We start from the raw sequence: 16,714 nt of genomic DNA, 5'->3' as shown, positions 1-16,714 counted from the left end.
AATGGATTTAAAACATAAATTAAAAGAAAGTATTCCTTCTAATACTTTAAAAATAATAGAATTATACAATAAAGTTGATTCTGGCCAATTAAGTCCTTCGCCAAACTTTCAACGAAAATTAGTTTGGAAAAAACAACATAAATATGAATTCATTAAGACCATATTAATGAACTTTCCTTTTCCTGAAATTTATATAGCAAGTTCAGAATTGAATGTTGAAACTTTAAAAACTTCTGAAATCGTTGTAGATGGACAACAAAGACTTACAACTATTGTTGATTACATAAAGGGAACGGGGGATTTTAAAGACCAAATAAGAATAACGCCATTCGAAGAGTTAGATTTGGATAATAAAAGAGAATTTCTAAACTATCCAGTGTCGGTAAAGGACTTAAAGGATATAGGTTTAGATAAAATCAAAGAGATTTTTCAACGAATAAATAGCACCGATTATTCTTTAAATTCAAATGAAACCTTAAACGCTCAATATGGTGATGGAGAATTTGCTATTTATGCTAAACAACTAGTAGATTCTGAACTAAGTATAAATGAAAGTATAACTGATGTAATTATTGAACCAGTGAAACGAAATTTCGTTGTAGACTTCTTTCACAACAACAATGTATTTAAAGAAAACGACATTAAAAGAATGTTTGACTCTCAATATATTATGCTCATCACATCAACAATAATGGACGGTAGTTATTTTGGTAGAAATTCTAAAATAAACACTTATTTAGAAAAATACAATATTGATTTTAGTAGCTATAACGAAGTTTTAGAAAAAATCATAAACTCAATAACTATTATTAATGGATTAAACCTGCAAAAAGAAAGTTATTGGTTCAATAAAGCGAACTTATTCACCTTAATTATAGAATTCAAAGATTTGAAACACACTGATCTTGACTTTGAAAAATTAGAATTTCTATTATTAGATTTAGAAGAGAAAGTTGATATTTATTTTGAAGGAGATGAGGATCAAATTAATCTACTAACTGCTGATGAGAAAAAGTATTTTGAAGTTGCGCGTCAAGGAAGCCATGAACTCGCATCACGACAACATCGAGGGAAAGTTATTAGAGATGTAATAACTCAATCAATAATTGACAAAGAAGCCCCTAACGAGGAAAATCATTTAGAGAAGGAGAATATCGATTTTGTAACCATTATTCCAACAAAAACAGGTTTAACAAAAGGCATTATGGACGCTACGTCAAGTGTAAGAGAGTTCTTTAAAGAAAAGGGCATTCACAATTACGAGACTCAAGAACTGGGTCCGGAACATAAAGTTTTAAAAGATGTTTTTTTTGTATTAAAAGAAGGAAAAACAAAAGAAACAAAAATGAGCTTATATCGATCTAAAGGACGAGGAGATTATCGTATTTGGTTTACAGACCTCAAACTTTTCGCTGACGCTGATGACAAGCTTGCCATTACTTTTCAGGATAATATAATTTCAATAATCAATATATCAAAAATGACTAACTAAATTTAAGGGACAGTCCTAAATAAATCAAACACCCCTTCTGGCTTCCCTAATATTCCCATACTTTTCTAATTTACCTATCTTAAAAATCTACTTCGAGGGCATCCTCGAAATGATCGAAGTGAGTTTATTTTCAATATCTACCCTCCTAAACACTTTCATCCTATGATATTCTAAGTACTTTATATTTTTTTCTTTGACATCAATTTTCATTAACTTAGTAACTCCGAGTTTATCATAATCTTCTAAATGATTAGATATTATAATATTTCCCGAGTCACTAAAAGTTATATAACCGAGATCGAATAATTTATCGTAGGTTGGTAATAACAATAAGCCATTATACTTGTCGATCCGTTCTTCATTCGTTGATTCGTTCCATGGCTTTATATGTGAAGCGATTAAAAGACTTGGATTATCAAATTGCGTGATTGAACAAGACTTCCACAATTCAATAAGAGAACTTCGATATTTACCTTGTCCAACTCTACTTAAAATTAAGGTTTGCTTTTCTGTTTCTGTCAAGTTTTCGTTCTCTATTATTGTTTTTAGAGTTGTATCAATACTATTTTTCTCTACACTATTAACTTCAAGATACTCTATATACAAGTCTAAAGCTCTACTATACATCCTATTGCCTCTCAGATTCTTTTCATAAAACTGTTTATGACTGAAATATTGATCTTTAAGCCCTGTTAGCTCCATGGAATCTGTAACGCTATACAGATCAATTTCTTTATTTAACTGCTTTCTAAAATGGTTAGATATTGTAACTATAGTGTATGCTTCCCCAGTTTAGAACTGTTTGTTAATCCAAACATTGAATTTTTCTTGCATATACTACTCGTTCTTGTCTTTAATCCTCTTCCTTCGAAGCATCTAACCTTTTATTTTGTTGTTTTTCAATTATTTTAACGCTTTCAACGGCTGGTATGTGGGGCATTGTACCTCCTAGTTCTTCTATTGTTTTGCGCACTTTCTTACCGACTTCAAAATGGGCTTTATTTGCATTTTGTTTTCCTTGAATATTTTCTCTGCGCAATTTTTCGTCCGCTTGGGTTGCCCGGAATAAATTGGCTGCCAACTCGGTACTGCCCATATGGTCTACAATCTGCTGACTTTTTCTCAAGCCTTTTTTATTATGAATTCCTTTTGCATCTAAACCCCCATAAAGTCCTTTATATCCGTGATTCTGAAAAATAGCATAATCTATTGGTTTGATCACACCCGATTCCTTCGCTGCTGCTGCCAATTGAGTATTGTGCTTCGCCAATTCATTTCTTAAAAACAGTCTGCGCTCATCTTCCGTTGAGAGATTGGTGTATTCAGCCATCTGACTGATTTCTTGAATACGTGTCTGCACAGCAAAATAGGTCTGTCCTTGGGCAACAATTTCCTTGGATGGATCGGCGTTCTGAACTATTAAATAAGAAGCATAACGAGATAGTTTTACCGTTTCTAACTCTCGCTTTGCACCCGATCCGATTGTAACCATTTCGAGGATATCCTCGAAATGGTCTGAAACTTCATACCCACTATTTACACATGCTTCTTTAGCTCTTTCAATTACTGGTAAAAAATGTCGGTATTCCGAATACTCTAATATTTTTGCTAAATCTCTTGCGCTCCAATATTCATTACCTAGATTGTCCATTTCTTTGATTGCTCAAATACTGTTTCCGCTGATGTGCTCTTGGTCATAAGTTATTTTTTTTCGATTAAACTTTTTAAAATATTATCAATTCGAGGATGTCCTCGCATTGATCGATAATTTTTTGCTCCTAACTTTTGGAATCTTTTTTCTCCTTTTCTCTAGTTTCAACCTCAATAGCCATATTATCCATCAAATCTCATATAAATATTTTTCCAATATTCTTTTAGCTACGTTTTAATTATTTAAAACCGCACAAACGTGACGTGTGCGATAGTCGAGCATTACACTTTTAAATAAACTTCCTTTCTTCCAATTTTTTCTCCCGTCGTTATTAATTCATCTTGTTTTAAGTTCCTCATAACACCAGCGATGGCGGTAGAAGTTATAACTTTATCAATTGCATTTATTCTTAGTAATTCGGTTTTGATATCCGCAACAGTTTTACCAACTTTAAGAAAATTGGCGTTTAATATATGTTCTCTAATTTTTGCGGTTAATTTGGTTGCTTCCTTTCGCTCTTTCGGTAATTCTTTCTTGGGTTTTAGTGGTATTTTGAAATCTATCAAGGTTTCTAGCGAGTATTGGACAGCTTTTGCATATTCAACATATAAGTCAATATTTTTAGCTTCACCCTTTTCAATCTTTAGTATTGAACTTTTAGAAATCTCAGTCATATAAATCACATCTTCAATTGAGAGATATTTTTCCAAGCGATAAGATTTTAGTTTAGAGCCTAAATTTTCCCTGTAAAAAGAAATACTATTTGCATTAGATTTATTACTCATATTATTTTTTTAACGTTTTTTAGTGTTTATTTAAATACTTATTTGCATTTGATTGAATTTTGTTTATATTTGTATTAGTGAATTAATATTGAGCCTTTATAAGGTATATTACAACGATGATTTCTCGAGTCAAAACGACCAATTTAACCTTCGAGAGAATCGTGAAATCGCTCCATGTCAAAAAGTTTTTTACTTTTGCATACGGCATGCGAGCGGTTCTCACGTTAACTTTAGAAGGTAACTTTATAATCGAAAGACTTAAAGTAGGGCTTGGTCGCCCTTGACTCTAAAGTGTGAGACCGCTCCTTGCTTTTTTTGCAAGAAATTTTCATACTTCCGAAACATCGTTCCATAATTTCAAATTATGAGAACGATTTTTTGTTTTAGCCAGTAGAACCAACTACTATTCCTTTAAAGAAAAATGGCTTTCAAAAAATCATACTCTGGGATGCTGTACTATTAGGATGTGAATCCCAAATATTGCAAAATCCAAAACCACTCTAGGTTCCTTTTTGGAAGAACCAAGGCTGGTGCTTATTTTAAAATTCGACAGTTTAAAAGTAGCATCAATCTTAACGTTTTCCAAATGTTTCTAGGTTTTACCTCAGATATGGGATCGAAAGCGGCTTTTACAAAACGGTACTAACATTTTAAAACCAAAATGCCTAAGACTTTATGAATAGTGTAAATAGCAAACAATTAATGTTAGTCTCTGGGAAAGGGCTATTGCCACGGTTAGAATTGGTTTTCAAGCAGTAGCCCCTCTTCCCTAAAAAAACACATATTGCCTATGAGCTAAAAACAACATAAAAAACAACGTTGCCGTTCACCATAAATCGGCACTAAAAAAGCCCACTCCCAAGTTTTCGAAGACCATTGGAGCAGGCCAAAAGTTAAAATAATTGTATCACTTTAACGAACACAAAACTATGATAAATAATCATAAATCAGTAAGGTGGCGGCGTATTTTTCCATGCTGTCTCTTCTTCTTAAGTATTACCCTGTCACTTTCTGCCCAAGACCTGCTGGTCTCTGGTCAAGTTACCGATGGCCAATTACCCATCTCTGGTGCAAATATTCTTATTAAAAACACTAAAAACGGAGTGGTAACGGATTTTGACGGTCGTTACAGCATTACCGCCAAACCAACAGACATACTTGAAATATCCTATTTGGGATATACTACGCTCACCATTCCCATTCAAAAACGCACCATTATAAACATCTCTTTACAGGAGGATGCCACCACCCTAGGTGAGGTACAGATCAATGCGGGTTATTACACAACTACTGATCGTGAGAAAACGGGGAGTATTGCGCGCATTACTGCCAAAGAAATTGACAAGCAACCAGTAAATAATCCGTTGGGTGCTATGCAAGGCTACATGTCAGGGGTCAATATTGTCCAAAACACCGGCGTACCTGGTGGTGGCTACCGAATTGAGGTGCGTGGTCGAAATTTTATAAATGGAATTTCCGATCCACTATTTATAGTAGATGGTATCCCTTATGGTTCGCAATCTTTAGGTGCTATGGAAGTGTCAGGACTAAACTTGGGAGGCAACATTAGTCCATTAAATGCCATTAACCCAAATGACATTGAAAGTATCGAAGTACTAAAAGATGCAGACGCCACAGCCATCTATGGGTCTAGGGCTGCCAACGGAGTAGTATTGATTAGCACTAAAAAGGGTGCCTTAGGTAAAACCCATTTAAACCTAAACCATAGTAATACCATTGGCCAGGTATCACATTTCTTGGATTTAATGAACACTGATCAGTATTTGGAAATACGCAGGGAAGCCATTACAAACGATGGTTTTGGAGCTTTTTTGGAGGATTCCGCATTCGATTTTGTCTGGCCAGATGTTAAATCTTGGAATAACAGTCGCTATACTGATTGGCAAAAGGAGCTCATTGGTAGTAACGCATATCGTAATAATACACAATTATCTGTGTCAGGTGGCAATCAACAAACACAATTTTTGATCAGTGGTGCCCATCAAAAGGAATCTACTGTTTTCCCAGGTGATGCCAATTACAAAAAGTCTACCGTTCACAGTAACATAAAACATCGTTCTGATAGTGAAAAGTTCACTGTTAACCTCTCCACAAGTTATGCAGATGAAAATAATTCATTGCCGCGCTCAGATTTTACATCTCTGGCCTATTCTCTTGAGCCAAACGCACCAACCCTATATACCGAAGCGGGCCAATTGAACTGGGAAAACAACACATGGATCAATCCGTTGGCATCTTTGAAGGAAAAGTACAATGTCAAAATAAGCACCCTCATAGCGAATGTTATAACATCTTACGAGATAGTGCCTCAGTTAGAATTGAAGTCTAGTTTTGGCTTTAATAGTTACCGATTGGATTCCTACCAAACCTTGCCAAGTACAGCAACAAGCCCATCGTTAGGTTTTACCGCTCAAAATTATTCGTCTTCAACATTTAATGATTCTAGGCGAAAATCTTGGATCGTAGAACCACACCTCAATTGGAAGAGTCAATGGGGTAATGCAAAAATAGATATGTTGATAGGCAGTACCTTTCAAAAGGAAACCACCCAACAAGCTGTGATAAAAGGAAGAGGTTTTCCTAATAATCAACTTTTGCTTAATCTCACTGCTGCCGAAACATTAGAAGTACTGCGTGATGCCGACAGCAAATATAGCTACAACGCCATATTTGGACGTGTAAATCTCAACCTATTTGACACCTACATCCTTAATCTTACGGGGCGTAGGGATGGCTCTTCAAGATTTGGTTCGGGAAAGCAGTTTGGCAACTTTGGAGCGGTGGGTGCAGCATGGATTTTTTTAGAAGAAACCATGTTTAAGAATGCTTCTTGGTTAAGCTTTGGCAAATTGCGCACTAGTTTTGGTACTACAGGTAGCGACAACATTGGAGATTATAAATTTTTGAGTACCTATAACATTACAGGATTTGATTATGATGGGACTACTGTTTTATCACCAACAGGGCTTTTAAATACTGAGTTTGGATGGGAATCAAATCAAAAATTTGAAACAGCGCTAGAACTGGGATTGTTCAAAGACCTATTGCGGATCAACATGTCTTGGTACCAAAACCGTTCCAACAACCAACTCATAGGGATACCCTTAGCGGCCACTACGGGCTTCTCCGAATTGACAGGAAATTTTGATGCTACGGTAGAAAATGTGGGTTTCGAAATGGATCTGAACACTATTAATCTTAAAACCGAGAGGTTCAAATGGACGACATCTTTTAATTTGTCTATCCCTAAAAATAAATTGATTGCCTTTGACGGTTTGGAAACCTCCACATTTGCCAATCGCTTCATCATCGGAAAACCATTGTCTATTGTAAAACTCTACCATGCTTTGGGCGTAAATTCAGAAACAGGCATCTACCAGTTTGAGGATTACAACAAGGACGGCGTCATCAGTAATTTGGGCGATAGACAGCGTGTTGAGGATCTGGCCCCAAAATTTTATGGTGGCTTTGGTAATACCTTAAGGTATGGAAATTTCACCTTAGATGTGTTTTTACAATTCAAAAAACAGAAAGCATTTAACGAATTGGCGTTCCGTTCAACCCCGGGGAATAGAGGTAATAGTTCAATAATTCTATTGGATCGTTGGCAAGAGCCCGGAGATACTAATCCAATCCAAAAAGCCACTAGTGGCTTAGCCATGGGTGAAGATATTGGTGCCCTCCAAAAGGAGAGTAATGCTGCGGTTACAGATGCATCTTTTATTCGCTTACGCAACGTGATGCTCAACTATAACGTGCCTACTGCCTACAATAGCCTTGATATGAATGTATATCTACAAGGACAAAATCTACTGACGTTTACTAATTATAAAGGGCCGGACCCAGAGCAGCCCTCAAATACCAGTTTACCTCCATTAAGACAAATTACCCTCGGCTTACAGTTAAAATTTTAATTAATATTCAATTTTATGACACTTATAAAACAACATACTAACCTCAAAGAATCCATGATTCGAGTTATAGCACAAAGAGTTTTTATTTTCATGGCCATAGTGCTTTTTCCTATATGTCAATTGTTGACGGGCTGTTCGGATTTTGTAGAGGAAGATCCTCCAAAAAACATTTTAGTATCTGAGACCGTTTTCAATGATCCAGCTACCGTCGAGTCCGCTTTGGCCAATATATATTATCAAATGCGAGAAAAAGGTGTAGTATCCGGAAATTTTGGTCTGACTGCAGCGCTAGGTATTTATAGCGATGAATTGGATTATTACGGTTTTGATAATGATTATTCCCAAATATACAATCATAGGGTGCTTTCAAATAATCAACTAATTTCGACGTGGTGGAGCCATTCATATTATCTTATTTATTGCACTAACGACATCATAAAGGGGGTTGATAGGTCCGATGCCCTAACTTCAGAGGAAAAAAACAAGTTTAACGGTCAGGCCTTGTTTTTCCGTGCCTATGTACATAGTCTCTTGGGGAATGTGTATGGTAGTATCCCGTATGTGACCACCACTAATTATGAAGAAAACAATACGGTCTCACGCTTACCATTGGAAGAAGTTTACCAAACAATTATAAAAGACCTTAATACAGCAAAAGATGTATTGGATGGTTCAGAAGGTGCTTCAGATGAACGTGTTATTATTGGTTCAGATGCAGTCCACGCGCTATTGGCAAGAATGTATCTATACACAGAACAGTGGGAATTGGCAGAAGCTATGGCCCATAATTTGATTGATTTATATAGCTTGGAACCCAACCTGAACGAGGTGTTCCTAAAAGAATCTACCGAAACCATTTGGCAACTAAAATCAGGGGTAGCTCCAAGAAATACACAAGAGGCTAACCAATTAGTCATACGGTTTATTCCGGGCCAAAAATATGCGTTAACACAAGATTTGTTAGGTTCTTTTGAGAAGGGAGATTTAAGGTACACCAATTGGGTAGGTAGGCTGTCTAATTCAGATCATACTTCAACCCTGTATTTTCCCCATAAATATAAGGCGATTCTGACTGAAACTGAACGTTTGGAATATTCTATACAGTTTAGGGTGGCAGAACAATATTTGATTCGTGCTGAGGCAAGGGCACAAAGAGGAGATATCGCAGGAGCACAAAAGGATATAAATGTATTGAGAATCAGAGCAGGTTTGCCAAATACTACAGCATCAAATCTTAGTGAATTAATGGATGCAATACTACAAGAACGCCGTGTTGAACTGTTTGCCGAACAAGGCCACCGCTGGTTCGATTTAAAACGCACAGGCAATGCCAATGCTATTTTAAATGCTTTAAAGCCTAACTGGAAGGTCACAGATGTCCTGTTTCCCATTCCAGAAGCTGAATTGCAATTCAATCCAAACCTGTTGCCTCAGAACAATGGTTATTCAAATTAGTACGAATTAAAAAAATAATAGCTTTACTATGAAATATATCTTGCTAGTATGTTTATTGGTCACAAGTAAGTTGGCAATTTCTAATATATCTTTTCAAATAGCTGAGAGGCATCTCTCCGATTTAGATAAATCAACAAAAACCAACTTTTTATCATCCTTCATCGAGGGCAACCAAGTCTATTTAAACATTCCTGAAGAATTATTGGAGGAAACTATTTTGTTTGTCCGTTATGATCACAATGTGCAGAGAAAGTATTTGCAGGTTAAATGGACATTGCATAAGAATCAAATGTTGCTAAAAGCTCTCAGTGTCAAATCAAGTGCTGGAGTGGTATTGCCATTTAAACCAAAACTTGAACAAGACGAAACAATTATAGGAATATTTCCAACAGAACTTAACTATGGCATTGAGGGAATTTATTGTATTAATGTTACTGACTTTTTATTAGGACAGAATATTGAATGGTCGCCAGGGTTCTCAGAAACAGTTGTTCCGCAAATTGGTGTTATCATGGATAATAAAGACCTAGTCGATGAAGTATTAATTAAGACTCAAAGAGGAATACTTTTTGAACAATCTAAGATTTCAATTCCAATGTATTTTTCATTTTGCGCACTGCCTAAACCGATGGCTAGCAGACTTTATGACTACCGTATGGGGTTCTATAACGAAAGAATTGATGATATCATCTATGGTACAAAAAACAGCATTGCAAATATCAGTCGGCGGCGTCTTGAAAAGAGAAATAAGGACCAGGAAGTAAGTGTGCCAATTAAGCCTATAACCTTCATTATGTCACCAGATATCCCCCAAAAATGGAGGCCTTATGTAAAGGCAGGTATTGAAGAATGGTTACCAGCATTTGAAGCAATAGGGTTTAAGGACGCGATTGTTGTTAAGGATGTAGATAGTTTAAATGAATGGCAAGCCTTTAGTATTCATAACTCAATTATTTATTGGGGGAAAGAAATGAGATTAAGAGGGGCCGAAGACGGAGGGTTTGGAGGAACTGTAGCAAATGTAATTGATGAAAGATCCGGGGAAATACTTAAAGGAGATGTGTTTATAAGCAATTCAAGGGAAGCGTACTCTGAGAAATATTTTATTAGAGCTGCACCTTTAGATAGGAGAGCACAAAACTTTCCTTATCCTGATGATCTGCTAGGGGAGCTCTATCAATGTATGGTAGCTCATGAGGTAGGTCATGCATTTGGTCTTATGGACAGTCATTATGGAGAGTTTGCGTATCCATTTGAAAAAATGAATGATGTGGAATGGCTAAAAACCATGGGACATACACCAAGTGTCATGAACTATACAAGACAGAATAATATAGCACAACCTGAAGACAGTATTCCACCCCGATTGCTGCATCAGAAAGTAGGGCCAATGGATCGCTACCAAATAAGTTGGGCTTACACCGAATTTTCTCCTGGGAGTTCTACGCAAGAAGAAAAGGCAGCTTTGGAAGAAATTATTCGCTTACAGGATACGATATTATGGTATAGATATAATCATGAATATGGGCTTATAGGGCCTGCAACTACTGATGAGGTGGTAGAGAATCGTGATCCAGTTCGCAGCACCGAAATGGCCATGAAAAATCTTAAACGTACCTTAGCCCTTCTGCCAAATGCATGTAAGAATGATAACGACAATGCACGTTTGGAACGTTTGTATGATGGCATATTAGAACTATGGTACTTGCACATGCAACATGTAGTTTCTCTCGTGGGGGGCGTTGATATACATTATAAATCCATTAATCAATTAGGTATGAAGTATACACCAATTCCGTGGGCATCTCAAAAAGAAGCCCTTAACTTTATAATGGAACATGTTATGCAACCACCAAATTGGCTTACCAACCCTGAATTTGCATATCGCATACACTATACTGCAAATAGAGACAAAATATTGGAGTACCAACAGCGTTTAGTCTTGGAGTTATTTAATTCACAACGATTAAAAAGATTGGAGTATAGTAGTAAAATAAGCGGCTTTGAAGGGATTTTTATAGAGTATTTGGATAACCTACAGTCAGAGTTATTCAGAGAGGTTTATGATGAAGATGACGTTCAACCAAGAAATCGAGAAATCCAATTAACCTACATTGATATGTGGGTGCGCACCTTAAAACAAGACAGGTTGCATATTACGGTGGATGAAAAAATGTATGATTACACAGATTACTCTAAAGGAATTATGATGGAGCAATTGTTAAACTTGAAAAAGGACATAATAGTGCAAATAAAAAGGTCAAAGAATAAAGGGGCGTTAGGACACTGGAATTTGTGCTTATTAAAGTTAAGTGATATTTATAGTATCTGAGTGTTAACCTACTGGTCTGATAACTGTAGCTTAAAAAAAATAGTCTTTAATTTTTTGCAATTAAAAAAGGTGCCATTAAAATGACACCTTTTCTTCTCTCTTTCCATTTTAGAAACAATTATGGGAGTTTGCGTAATGGAAATGAAGTAGACTTGTCTTTGTACAATTGAAAGTCATTAAATGTGCAATTAATACCAGCTTGAGGTTGACATTCCATGCCCACATTTACCTCTTGCCATCCAGAGATAGGATGATTGTAATATCCTATTTGAGACACGGGTATAGTTTCCGTGGCAAATGCAAAACTAACGGCCAGCAAAATAGCAAAGACAGGTAAAACGAATTTTAAAACTTTAGTTTTCATAATATGTATATTTAAATTAACGATCTACTCTATTCTTCAGGTTTTCGATCTTCCCCCTGTCACTACGTAGTATTATTGTTGTTTTTCTAATGACTTAGAAGGCACAAGCAAGATGGCGAGTACCGCTAAACCAATAAAAAATAAATTAAATAAGATATGACTTCTCCAGCTCAGGCCCGAAATAACGCCACCACAAGAACATGGGGTGTAGGGGCTGAAATAAAGCGTGTAAATGAGATAGCCGGTAAACACCAACATCAATCCCAAAAACGAAAAGAAACCCCAACGTCTGAGTGACGGCCATAGCAGCAACACCACCACTAAAACTTCAACCGTAGGAATTGCCCACGCAAGAAAAGGAGCAGCCTGGGTCGTTAGTGGCACTTGAGATAACTGATCTTTAAATACAGACATGCCAATAAGCTTGCTTAAGCCAGCATAAATAAAAAGAAAGATAAACAATAGAGCCAAAGCGTTGGTGATAAAGGTTTGGGCCGTATGTTTTCTTCTATAGGACATCGCTTCTGTAGATCAGTTTAACGGTAACTAAGTTACTGGCGACAAATCAGAAAACATGAGGGAATTAGCGTCAAAGTTAGGGGCAAAGCCCTCAGTCTTTTATATGAATCCAAGCTCCCGCGCCCGCGCCAGTAATTTCTGGTCATCCTGGCCCAATACGTCAAAAATTTCTTTCAGATGGCGCTTTCTACGCTCAATGGTGGCCTTGCTCATCGGTAGAATATTTGATAAGGAGGCTGTGCTGGCTCCCAATGAAAGTCGGTACAGGATCTGCCGATCCCATTGGTCAACAACAAAATCGTGCGCCAAATTTTTACGTAGCACCTGAATCACACTCGGACCGTAAAAGGTGTTCCCGTCTATAAGACTCGAAATAGCGTCCATTATGGTGCTCGCATTGCTTTCTACCTTGATCAAAAAACCTTCGGGGTTCAAGGTTTTAAAGAGGCTATTGATGCGATAGACACTGTCAAAGCTTGTGTTGATAAGCAGCTTTGATTCGGGATGGCGCTGTCGTACCTCTCGTCCAATATCTTCTCCAGAGAGCCAGCGCCCACAGCTTGATGGAGGGATGACTAAGTCCAACATAACCAGATCGAAACCTGGTGGTGCCTGCTGGTGCAATAGATGGATAGCTGCATCACTCGAAGCGGCTTCTGAGATCTTAAAATCCAATTCTGGACGTTGCTTTTTCAACAGCTTCAAGGCTCTGACATACCCCTCCGAAATTAAAGGATGGTCTTCTACAAACAGAATTTTAATGACTTGGCTTTCCATGGTCCTGATGTTTTAATTTAATGGTAATGGTGGTTCCCTTTTTTCCAGAGACTAAGTGAAATACGCCGTTGATTTTCTCTGATCGAGCGCGCATATTGCGCAGACCCAAACCTTTTTTGACCAGGCCTTCCCTAAATCCTGACCCATTGTCCGAAATGATAATTATGAAGTGGTCTTTAATTTGTAGAGATAAGACAACCTTATTGGCCACCGCATGCTTTACGATATTATGCAAGGCTTCTTCCACAATCCGAAAAAGGTGCATCTTCACCTGTTCGTTCAGGGCTTCAAAGGGTGCAGATTGCTCACAATGCATGCGATAATCAAAGTTACCTTGATGGCTTTTTTGTTGTAATAGCACCTCCAGGTTTTCGATCAATAGGGCTTGGTTATAAGGGGGTTCCTGAATTAAGTTATGGGAGAGAGCCCGAAGCTGCTGTTCAATTTTTAATACACTCTGAGAGTGGGAGTGAAAATCATTGGTATTGTTTTCCAAATCCAATACTTCCCAGTTCAGGCGCATCCCAAACAGTTGGGTAAGGACACTGTCATGCAATTCTTCGGCAAGACGTTCGCGTTCTTCCTGGCGGGCCTTTTCTCCTTGACGCCACTGCTCAATGCGCACGGCATAAATGGCCTCGTCAGCGTCTTGCTGAAGGGCCGCAAAATGGAGTTGCTTGTTGTGAATACGGAGGCTCATCGACCAATATATAAATACCAGCAGAATGAGAAAGATTATGGCTATTGCAATCCACAGCAATTTCTGCTGAGATAATCGGGCATTCGCTTTAATATAATCATCAGTTTCATACTGAATTCGTGCAAATTTTTCACGTTGTTTGTTCTCATTCTTTCGCAAGGCATCGGCCAATCCGATATACCTGGTCAAGTGTTCAGTAGCTAAATGGGGCTCAAGGATCGAGAGCCTTTTTAAGGCGCCCATCTGGTCTCGGTGCAGCCCTTTGCTGGAACTGATTTCTAAGGCTTTTTCGGCATGGGCGCGTGATAAGGGTATCTGGTCATGGGCTTTGTAATAATCAGATAAATGGAGATGGCTAATGATGATACTGGGCAGGTGCTGTAAACTGTCCCGAAGGCGCAAAGCGGTTAAAAGATCTTGCTCAACGGCTGCTGCCGGTGTAAAAACGAACCGGGCATAAGCAAGATTGTCCAATAAACGGGCATAAAGTTCCGGATGGACTTGTCGTAAATCAGGAGTGCCCAGAGCTCGCTTGAAGTTGTCTATGGCCAATGTTCCAGAGCCCATCTTTTGATGCACCACGCCTAAATTGTTCAGAAGATCGGGATAAAGTTGGTGAGGGCCATTAACCGCCATGTCTAATGCGGCCTGATAATAGAAAATGGCTTGGGCATAATCTTCCATCCCGTCATACACTGATCCCAACAAATTATAGGTGTTCATAATTTGAGCTCGCTTATCTAATTCCTTGAATATCGATAAGGACATAAGTAAATTCATTTCTGCACGGGAGTAATCGGCCACCAAAGATTCGATATAGCCCATGTTGTAAAACATCTTTGCCCTGTAATAGCTGTGATTCGAAGCTTCAAACAGCCGCTCGGCGTTGCGGTAATTTATAAAGGCCTCAGGATATCTAAACTTGGCGAGATAATATTCGCCCCAATTCCAATGGATGTCTGCCATCAAATAAGGGTGATTTATTTTTTTGGCTAGCCCCATAGCATGGGAGTTGAAAGTGTAAAATAGCGAGGTATCTTGTAGTTGGATGACCTCTCTCGCCAATTCGGCAATTCGGGCTATTTTTAAAGAATCTAACGGTAATCCTTGAAGTGTTTCATAAGAATGCTGGAAGCTGGCAGGGAGTATTATAGGTGGGTCGGGGATTGTCGTCTCAACATTTAGGCGCACAATCAAAGCATTCACCTCTGGTGGGGGTAAATCTTGAGTATAGCCATATAAGACTAAAAATAAGGCACTCACGTGCTTTATGACAGACGCTATCATAACTGGTAATTTGAAGATTAAGATAGCAAAAAGACCTTTGTTGCAAAGACTTTTTGCTATCTTATAGATGAAATGAACCTAATCTCTCACGTTGTCTGGGTAGACACTGTGTTCTCCCCCAGTGGCATAGCTATCTGAAGGCATAGAGGAGTCATGGTCAATAGCATCGGGCGAACAGGATATCCCAAACATTGCAAAGGCGATCACTACTAATAAATAACGAGTTTTCATGGTGTGTAACATTTTAATGAATCATTACTGTCCGATTAAAAATTGTAAATGATGATGAGCTTATTTTATAGAGCAAGAGAAAATAGAGCTGTTTTGCAAGCACACTGATTATTAGTGATATACAACCAAGTCTTTGTTCTTGATTCTATCAGCGAAGCGGTCTTGATTCTATCAGCGAAGCGGTCTTGATTCTTTATAGATAAAACAAACCTAATCCCTCACATTGTCGGGATAGACACTGTGCTCTCCCCCAGTGGCATAGGGGTCTGGAAGGACCCCGGCTTCATTGGTAATCGCCTCGGGCGAACAGGATATCCCAAACATTGCAAAGGCGATCACTACTAATAAATAACGAGTTTTCATGCTGTGTAACATTTTAATGAATCATTAGTGTCTGATTAAAAATTGTAAAAGATGATGAGCGTATTTTATAGAGCAAGAGAAAATAGATCTGTTTTGCAAGCACACTGATTATTAGTTATTTACAATCATCCCGAAAGCTTTCGGGATTGTTCTTGATTCTATCAGCGAAGCGGTCTTGATTCTTTATAGATAAAACAAACCTAATCCCTCACATTGTCGGGATAGACACTGTGCTCTCCCCCAGTGGCATAGCTGTATGAAGGCATAGGGGAGTCATGGGCAATAGCATCGGGCGAACAGGACATGCCAAACATTGCAAAGGCGATTACTACTAATAAATAACGGATTTTCATGGTGTGTAACATTTTAATATATCAATAGTGTCCGATTAAAAATTGTAAAAGATGATGGGCTTATTTTATAGAGCAAGAGAAGATAGATCTGTTTTGCAAGCACACTGATTTTTAGTGAAACTCAATTTTGAAAAAATAGCGAAGCAATGTATTCAAAATTGTAAGTTGAACTAATCCCGCTTTTTAGCGGGATAATAGTTTCCTTTTCTATACGCTTTGTCTATCAGTCATTTACAATCATCCCGAAAGCTTTCGGGATTGTTCTTTAGTCTATCAGCAAAGCGGTTTTGATTCTATCAGCGAAGCGGTCTTGACTCTTTATAGATAAAACAAACCTAATCCCTCACATTGTCGGGATAAACACTGTGCTCTCCCCCAGTGGCATAGCTGTCCCAAGGCATAGAGGGCTCATGCACAATAGCATCGGGCGAACAGGACATGCCAAACATTGCAAAGGCGATTACTACTAA

Annotated in this window: 13 protein-coding genes and 1 pseudogene; 5 read left to right on the top strand and 9 right to left on the bottom strand. The window is 37.9% G+C overall.

The window, feature by feature from the left end; all coding sequences use genetic code 11:
- The first annotated feature begins 1 nt into the window (after window position 1).
- Window positions 2–1,492, top strand: coding sequence for a DUF262 domain-containing protein (locus ACOH2D_RS14740; RefSeq protein WP_449535683.1), 1,491 nt, complete (start codon window positions 2–4; stop codon window positions 1,490–1,492).
- Between the two features lie 87 nt (window positions 1,493–1,579).
- Here the strand turns inward: ACOH2D_RS14740 and ACOH2D_RS14735 are convergent, their stop codons facing one another.
- The 3 genes from ACOH2D_RS14735 to ACOH2D_RS14725 all read right to left on the bottom strand — a co-directional run bounded on the left by ACOH2D_RS14735 (window position 1,580) and on the right by ACOH2D_RS14725 (window position 3,928).
- Window positions 1,580–2,194 (bottom strand): HNH endonuclease, encoded by a 615-nt coding sequence (locus ACOH2D_RS14735; protein WP_449535682.1) that lies wholly within the window; start codon window positions 2,192–2,194, stop codon window positions 1,580–1,582.
- A gap of 151 nt (window positions 2,195–2,345) precedes the next feature.
- A complete protein-coding gene (gene dinD, locus ACOH2D_RS14730; RefSeq protein ID WP_449535681.1) occupies window positions 2,346–3,143 on the bottom strand; it encodes a DNA damage-inducible protein D in 798 nt (265 codons plus the stop codon).
- A 281-nt stretch (window positions 3,144–3,424) separates the two neighbouring features.
- Window positions 3,425–3,928, bottom strand: coding sequence for a helix-turn-helix domain-containing protein (locus ACOH2D_RS14725; protein WP_449535680.1), 504 nt, complete (start codon window positions 3,926–3,928; stop codon window positions 3,425–3,427).
- Window positions 3,929–4,857: 929 nt separating this feature from the next.
- Between ACOH2D_RS14725 and ACOH2D_RS14720 the strand changes: the two genes are divergently transcribed.
- The 4 genes and pseudogenes from ACOH2D_RS14720 to ACOH2D_RS14705 all read left to right on the top strand — a co-directional run bounded on the left by ACOH2D_RS14720 (window position 4,858) and on the right by ACOH2D_RS14705 (window position 11,650).
- Window positions 4,858–7,863 (top strand): SusC/RagA family TonB-linked outer membrane protein, encoded by a 3,006-nt coding sequence (locus ACOH2D_RS14720; protein WP_449535679.1) that lies wholly within the window; start codon window positions 4,858–4,860, stop codon window positions 7,861–7,863.
- A 15-nt stretch (window positions 7,864–7,878) separates the two neighbouring features.
- Window positions 7,879–8,598 (top strand): annotated as a pseudogene (locus ACOH2D_RS14715) (RagB/SusD family nutrient uptake outer membrane protein); the annotation flags it as partial.
- Between the two features lie 3 nt (window positions 8,599–8,601).
- Complete coding sequence (locus tag ACOH2D_RS14710; protein ID WP_449535706.1) at window positions 8,602–9,318, top strand: RagB/SusD family nutrient uptake outer membrane protein; 717 nt, start codon at window positions 8,602–8,604, stop codon at window positions 9,316–9,318.
- 28 nt (window positions 9,319–9,346) lie between these two features.
- Window positions 9,347–11,650 carry a zinc-dependent metalloprotease gene (locus tag ACOH2D_RS14705; protein ID WP_449535678.1) on the top strand — a complete coding sequence of 768 codons (2,304 nt, stop codon included), beginning with the start codon at window positions 9,347–9,349 and terminating at the stop codon, window positions 11,648–11,650.
- A 118-nt stretch (window positions 11,651–11,768) separates the two neighbouring features.
- On the opposite strand, the gene ACOH2D_RS14700 is transcribed toward ACOH2D_RS14705, so the two are convergent.
- The 6 genes from ACOH2D_RS14700 to ACOH2D_RS14675 form a co-directional block, all read right to left on the bottom strand.
- Complete coding sequence (locus ACOH2D_RS14700; RefSeq protein ID WP_449535677.1) at window positions 11,769–12,014, bottom strand: DUF6520 family protein; 246 nt, start codon at window positions 12,012–12,014, stop codon at window positions 11,769–11,771.
- A 72-nt stretch (window positions 12,015–12,086) separates the two neighbouring features.
- Window positions 12,087–12,533 (bottom strand): MauE/DoxX family redox-associated membrane protein, encoded by a 447-nt coding sequence (locus ACOH2D_RS14695; RefSeq protein WP_449535676.1) that lies wholly within the window; start codon window positions 12,531–12,533, stop codon window positions 12,087–12,089.
- 99 nt (window positions 12,534–12,632) lie between these two features.
- Window positions 12,633–13,310, bottom strand: coding sequence for a response regulator (locus tag ACOH2D_RS14690; protein ID WP_449535675.1), 678 nt, complete (start codon window positions 13,308–13,310; stop codon window positions 12,633–12,635).
- A complete protein-coding gene (locus ACOH2D_RS14685) occupies window positions 13,291–15,297 on the bottom strand; it encodes a tetratricopeptide repeat-containing sensor histidine kinase (protein ID WP_449535674.1) in 2,007 nt (668 codons plus the stop codon). The genes ACOH2D_RS14690 and ACOH2D_RS14685 overlap by 20 nt, the downstream gene beginning before the upstream one ends.
- A gap of 78 nt (window positions 15,298–15,375) precedes the next feature.
- The gene (locus tag ACOH2D_RS14680) at window positions 15,376–15,528 is read right to left on the bottom strand and encodes a hypothetical protein (protein ID WP_449535673.1); all 153 of its coding nucleotides are present in this window, start codon (window positions 15,526–15,528) and stop codon (window positions 15,376–15,378) included.
- 563 nt (window positions 15,529–16,091) lie between these two features.
- Window positions 16,092–16,256: a hypothetical protein gene (locus tag ACOH2D_RS14675; RefSeq protein ID WP_449535672.1), complete on the bottom strand. Its 165-nt coding sequence runs from the start codon at window positions 16,254–16,256 to the stop codon at window positions 16,092–16,094.
- Window positions 16,257–16,714: the final 458 nt, after the last annotated feature.

The sequence above is a fragment of the Gelidibacter sp. genome (assembly GCF_053579655.1).
This window is presented reverse-complemented; position numbering and strand designations above follow the sequence as displayed.

Excerpts from the sequence above, each read along its gene's own strand:
- ACOH2D_RS14725 (WP_449535680.1), bottom strand. The coding sequence starts at position 3,928 with ATGAGTAATAAATCTAATGCAAATAGTATTTCTTTTTACAGGGAAAAT.
- ACOH2D_RS14690 (WP_449535675.1), bottom strand. The coding sequence starts at position 13,310 with ATGGAAAGCCAAGTCATTAAAATTCTGTTTGTAGAAGACCATCCTTTA.
- dinD (WP_449535681.1), bottom strand. The coding sequence starts at position 3,143 with ATGGACAATCTAGGTAATGAATATTGGAGCGCAAGAGATTTAGCAAAA.
- ACOH2D_RS14720 (WP_449535679.1), top strand. The coding sequence starts at position 4,858 with ATGATAAATAATCATAAATCAGTAAGGTGGCGGCGTATTTTTCCATGC.
- ACOH2D_RS14735 (WP_449535682.1), bottom strand. The coding sequence starts at position 2,194 with ATGGAGCTAACAGGGCTTAAAGATCAATATTTCAGTCATAAACAGTTT.
- ACOH2D_RS14740 (WP_449535683.1), top strand. The coding sequence starts at position 2 with ATGGATTTAAAACATAAATTAAAAGAAAGTATTCCTTCTAATACTTTA.
- ACOH2D_RS14710 (WP_449535706.1), top strand. The coding sequence starts at position 8,602 with ATGTATCTATACACAGAACAGTGGGAATTGGCAGAAGCTATGGCCCAT.
- ACOH2D_RS14680 (WP_449535673.1), bottom strand. The coding sequence starts at position 15,528 with ATGAAAACTCGTTATTTATTAGTAGTGATCGCCTTTGCAATGTTTGGG.
- ACOH2D_RS14675 (WP_449535672.1), bottom strand. The coding sequence starts at position 16,256 with ATGTTACACACCATGAAAATCCGTTATTTATTAGTAGTAATCGCCTTT.
- ACOH2D_RS14685 (WP_449535674.1), bottom strand. The coding sequence starts at position 15,297 with ATGATAGCGTCTGTCATAAAGCACGTGAGTGCCTTATTTTTAGTCTTA.
- ACOH2D_RS14700 (WP_449535677.1), bottom strand. The coding sequence starts at position 12,014 with ATGAAAACTAAAGTTTTAAAATTCGTTTTACCTGTCTTTGCTATTTTG.
- ACOH2D_RS14705 (WP_449535678.1), top strand. The coding sequence starts at position 9,347 with ATGAAATATATCTTGCTAGTATGTTTATTGGTCACAAGTAAGTTGGCA.
- ACOH2D_RS14695 (WP_449535676.1), bottom strand. The coding sequence starts at position 12,533 with ATGTCCTATAGAAGAAAACATACGGCCCAAACCTTTATCACCAACGCT.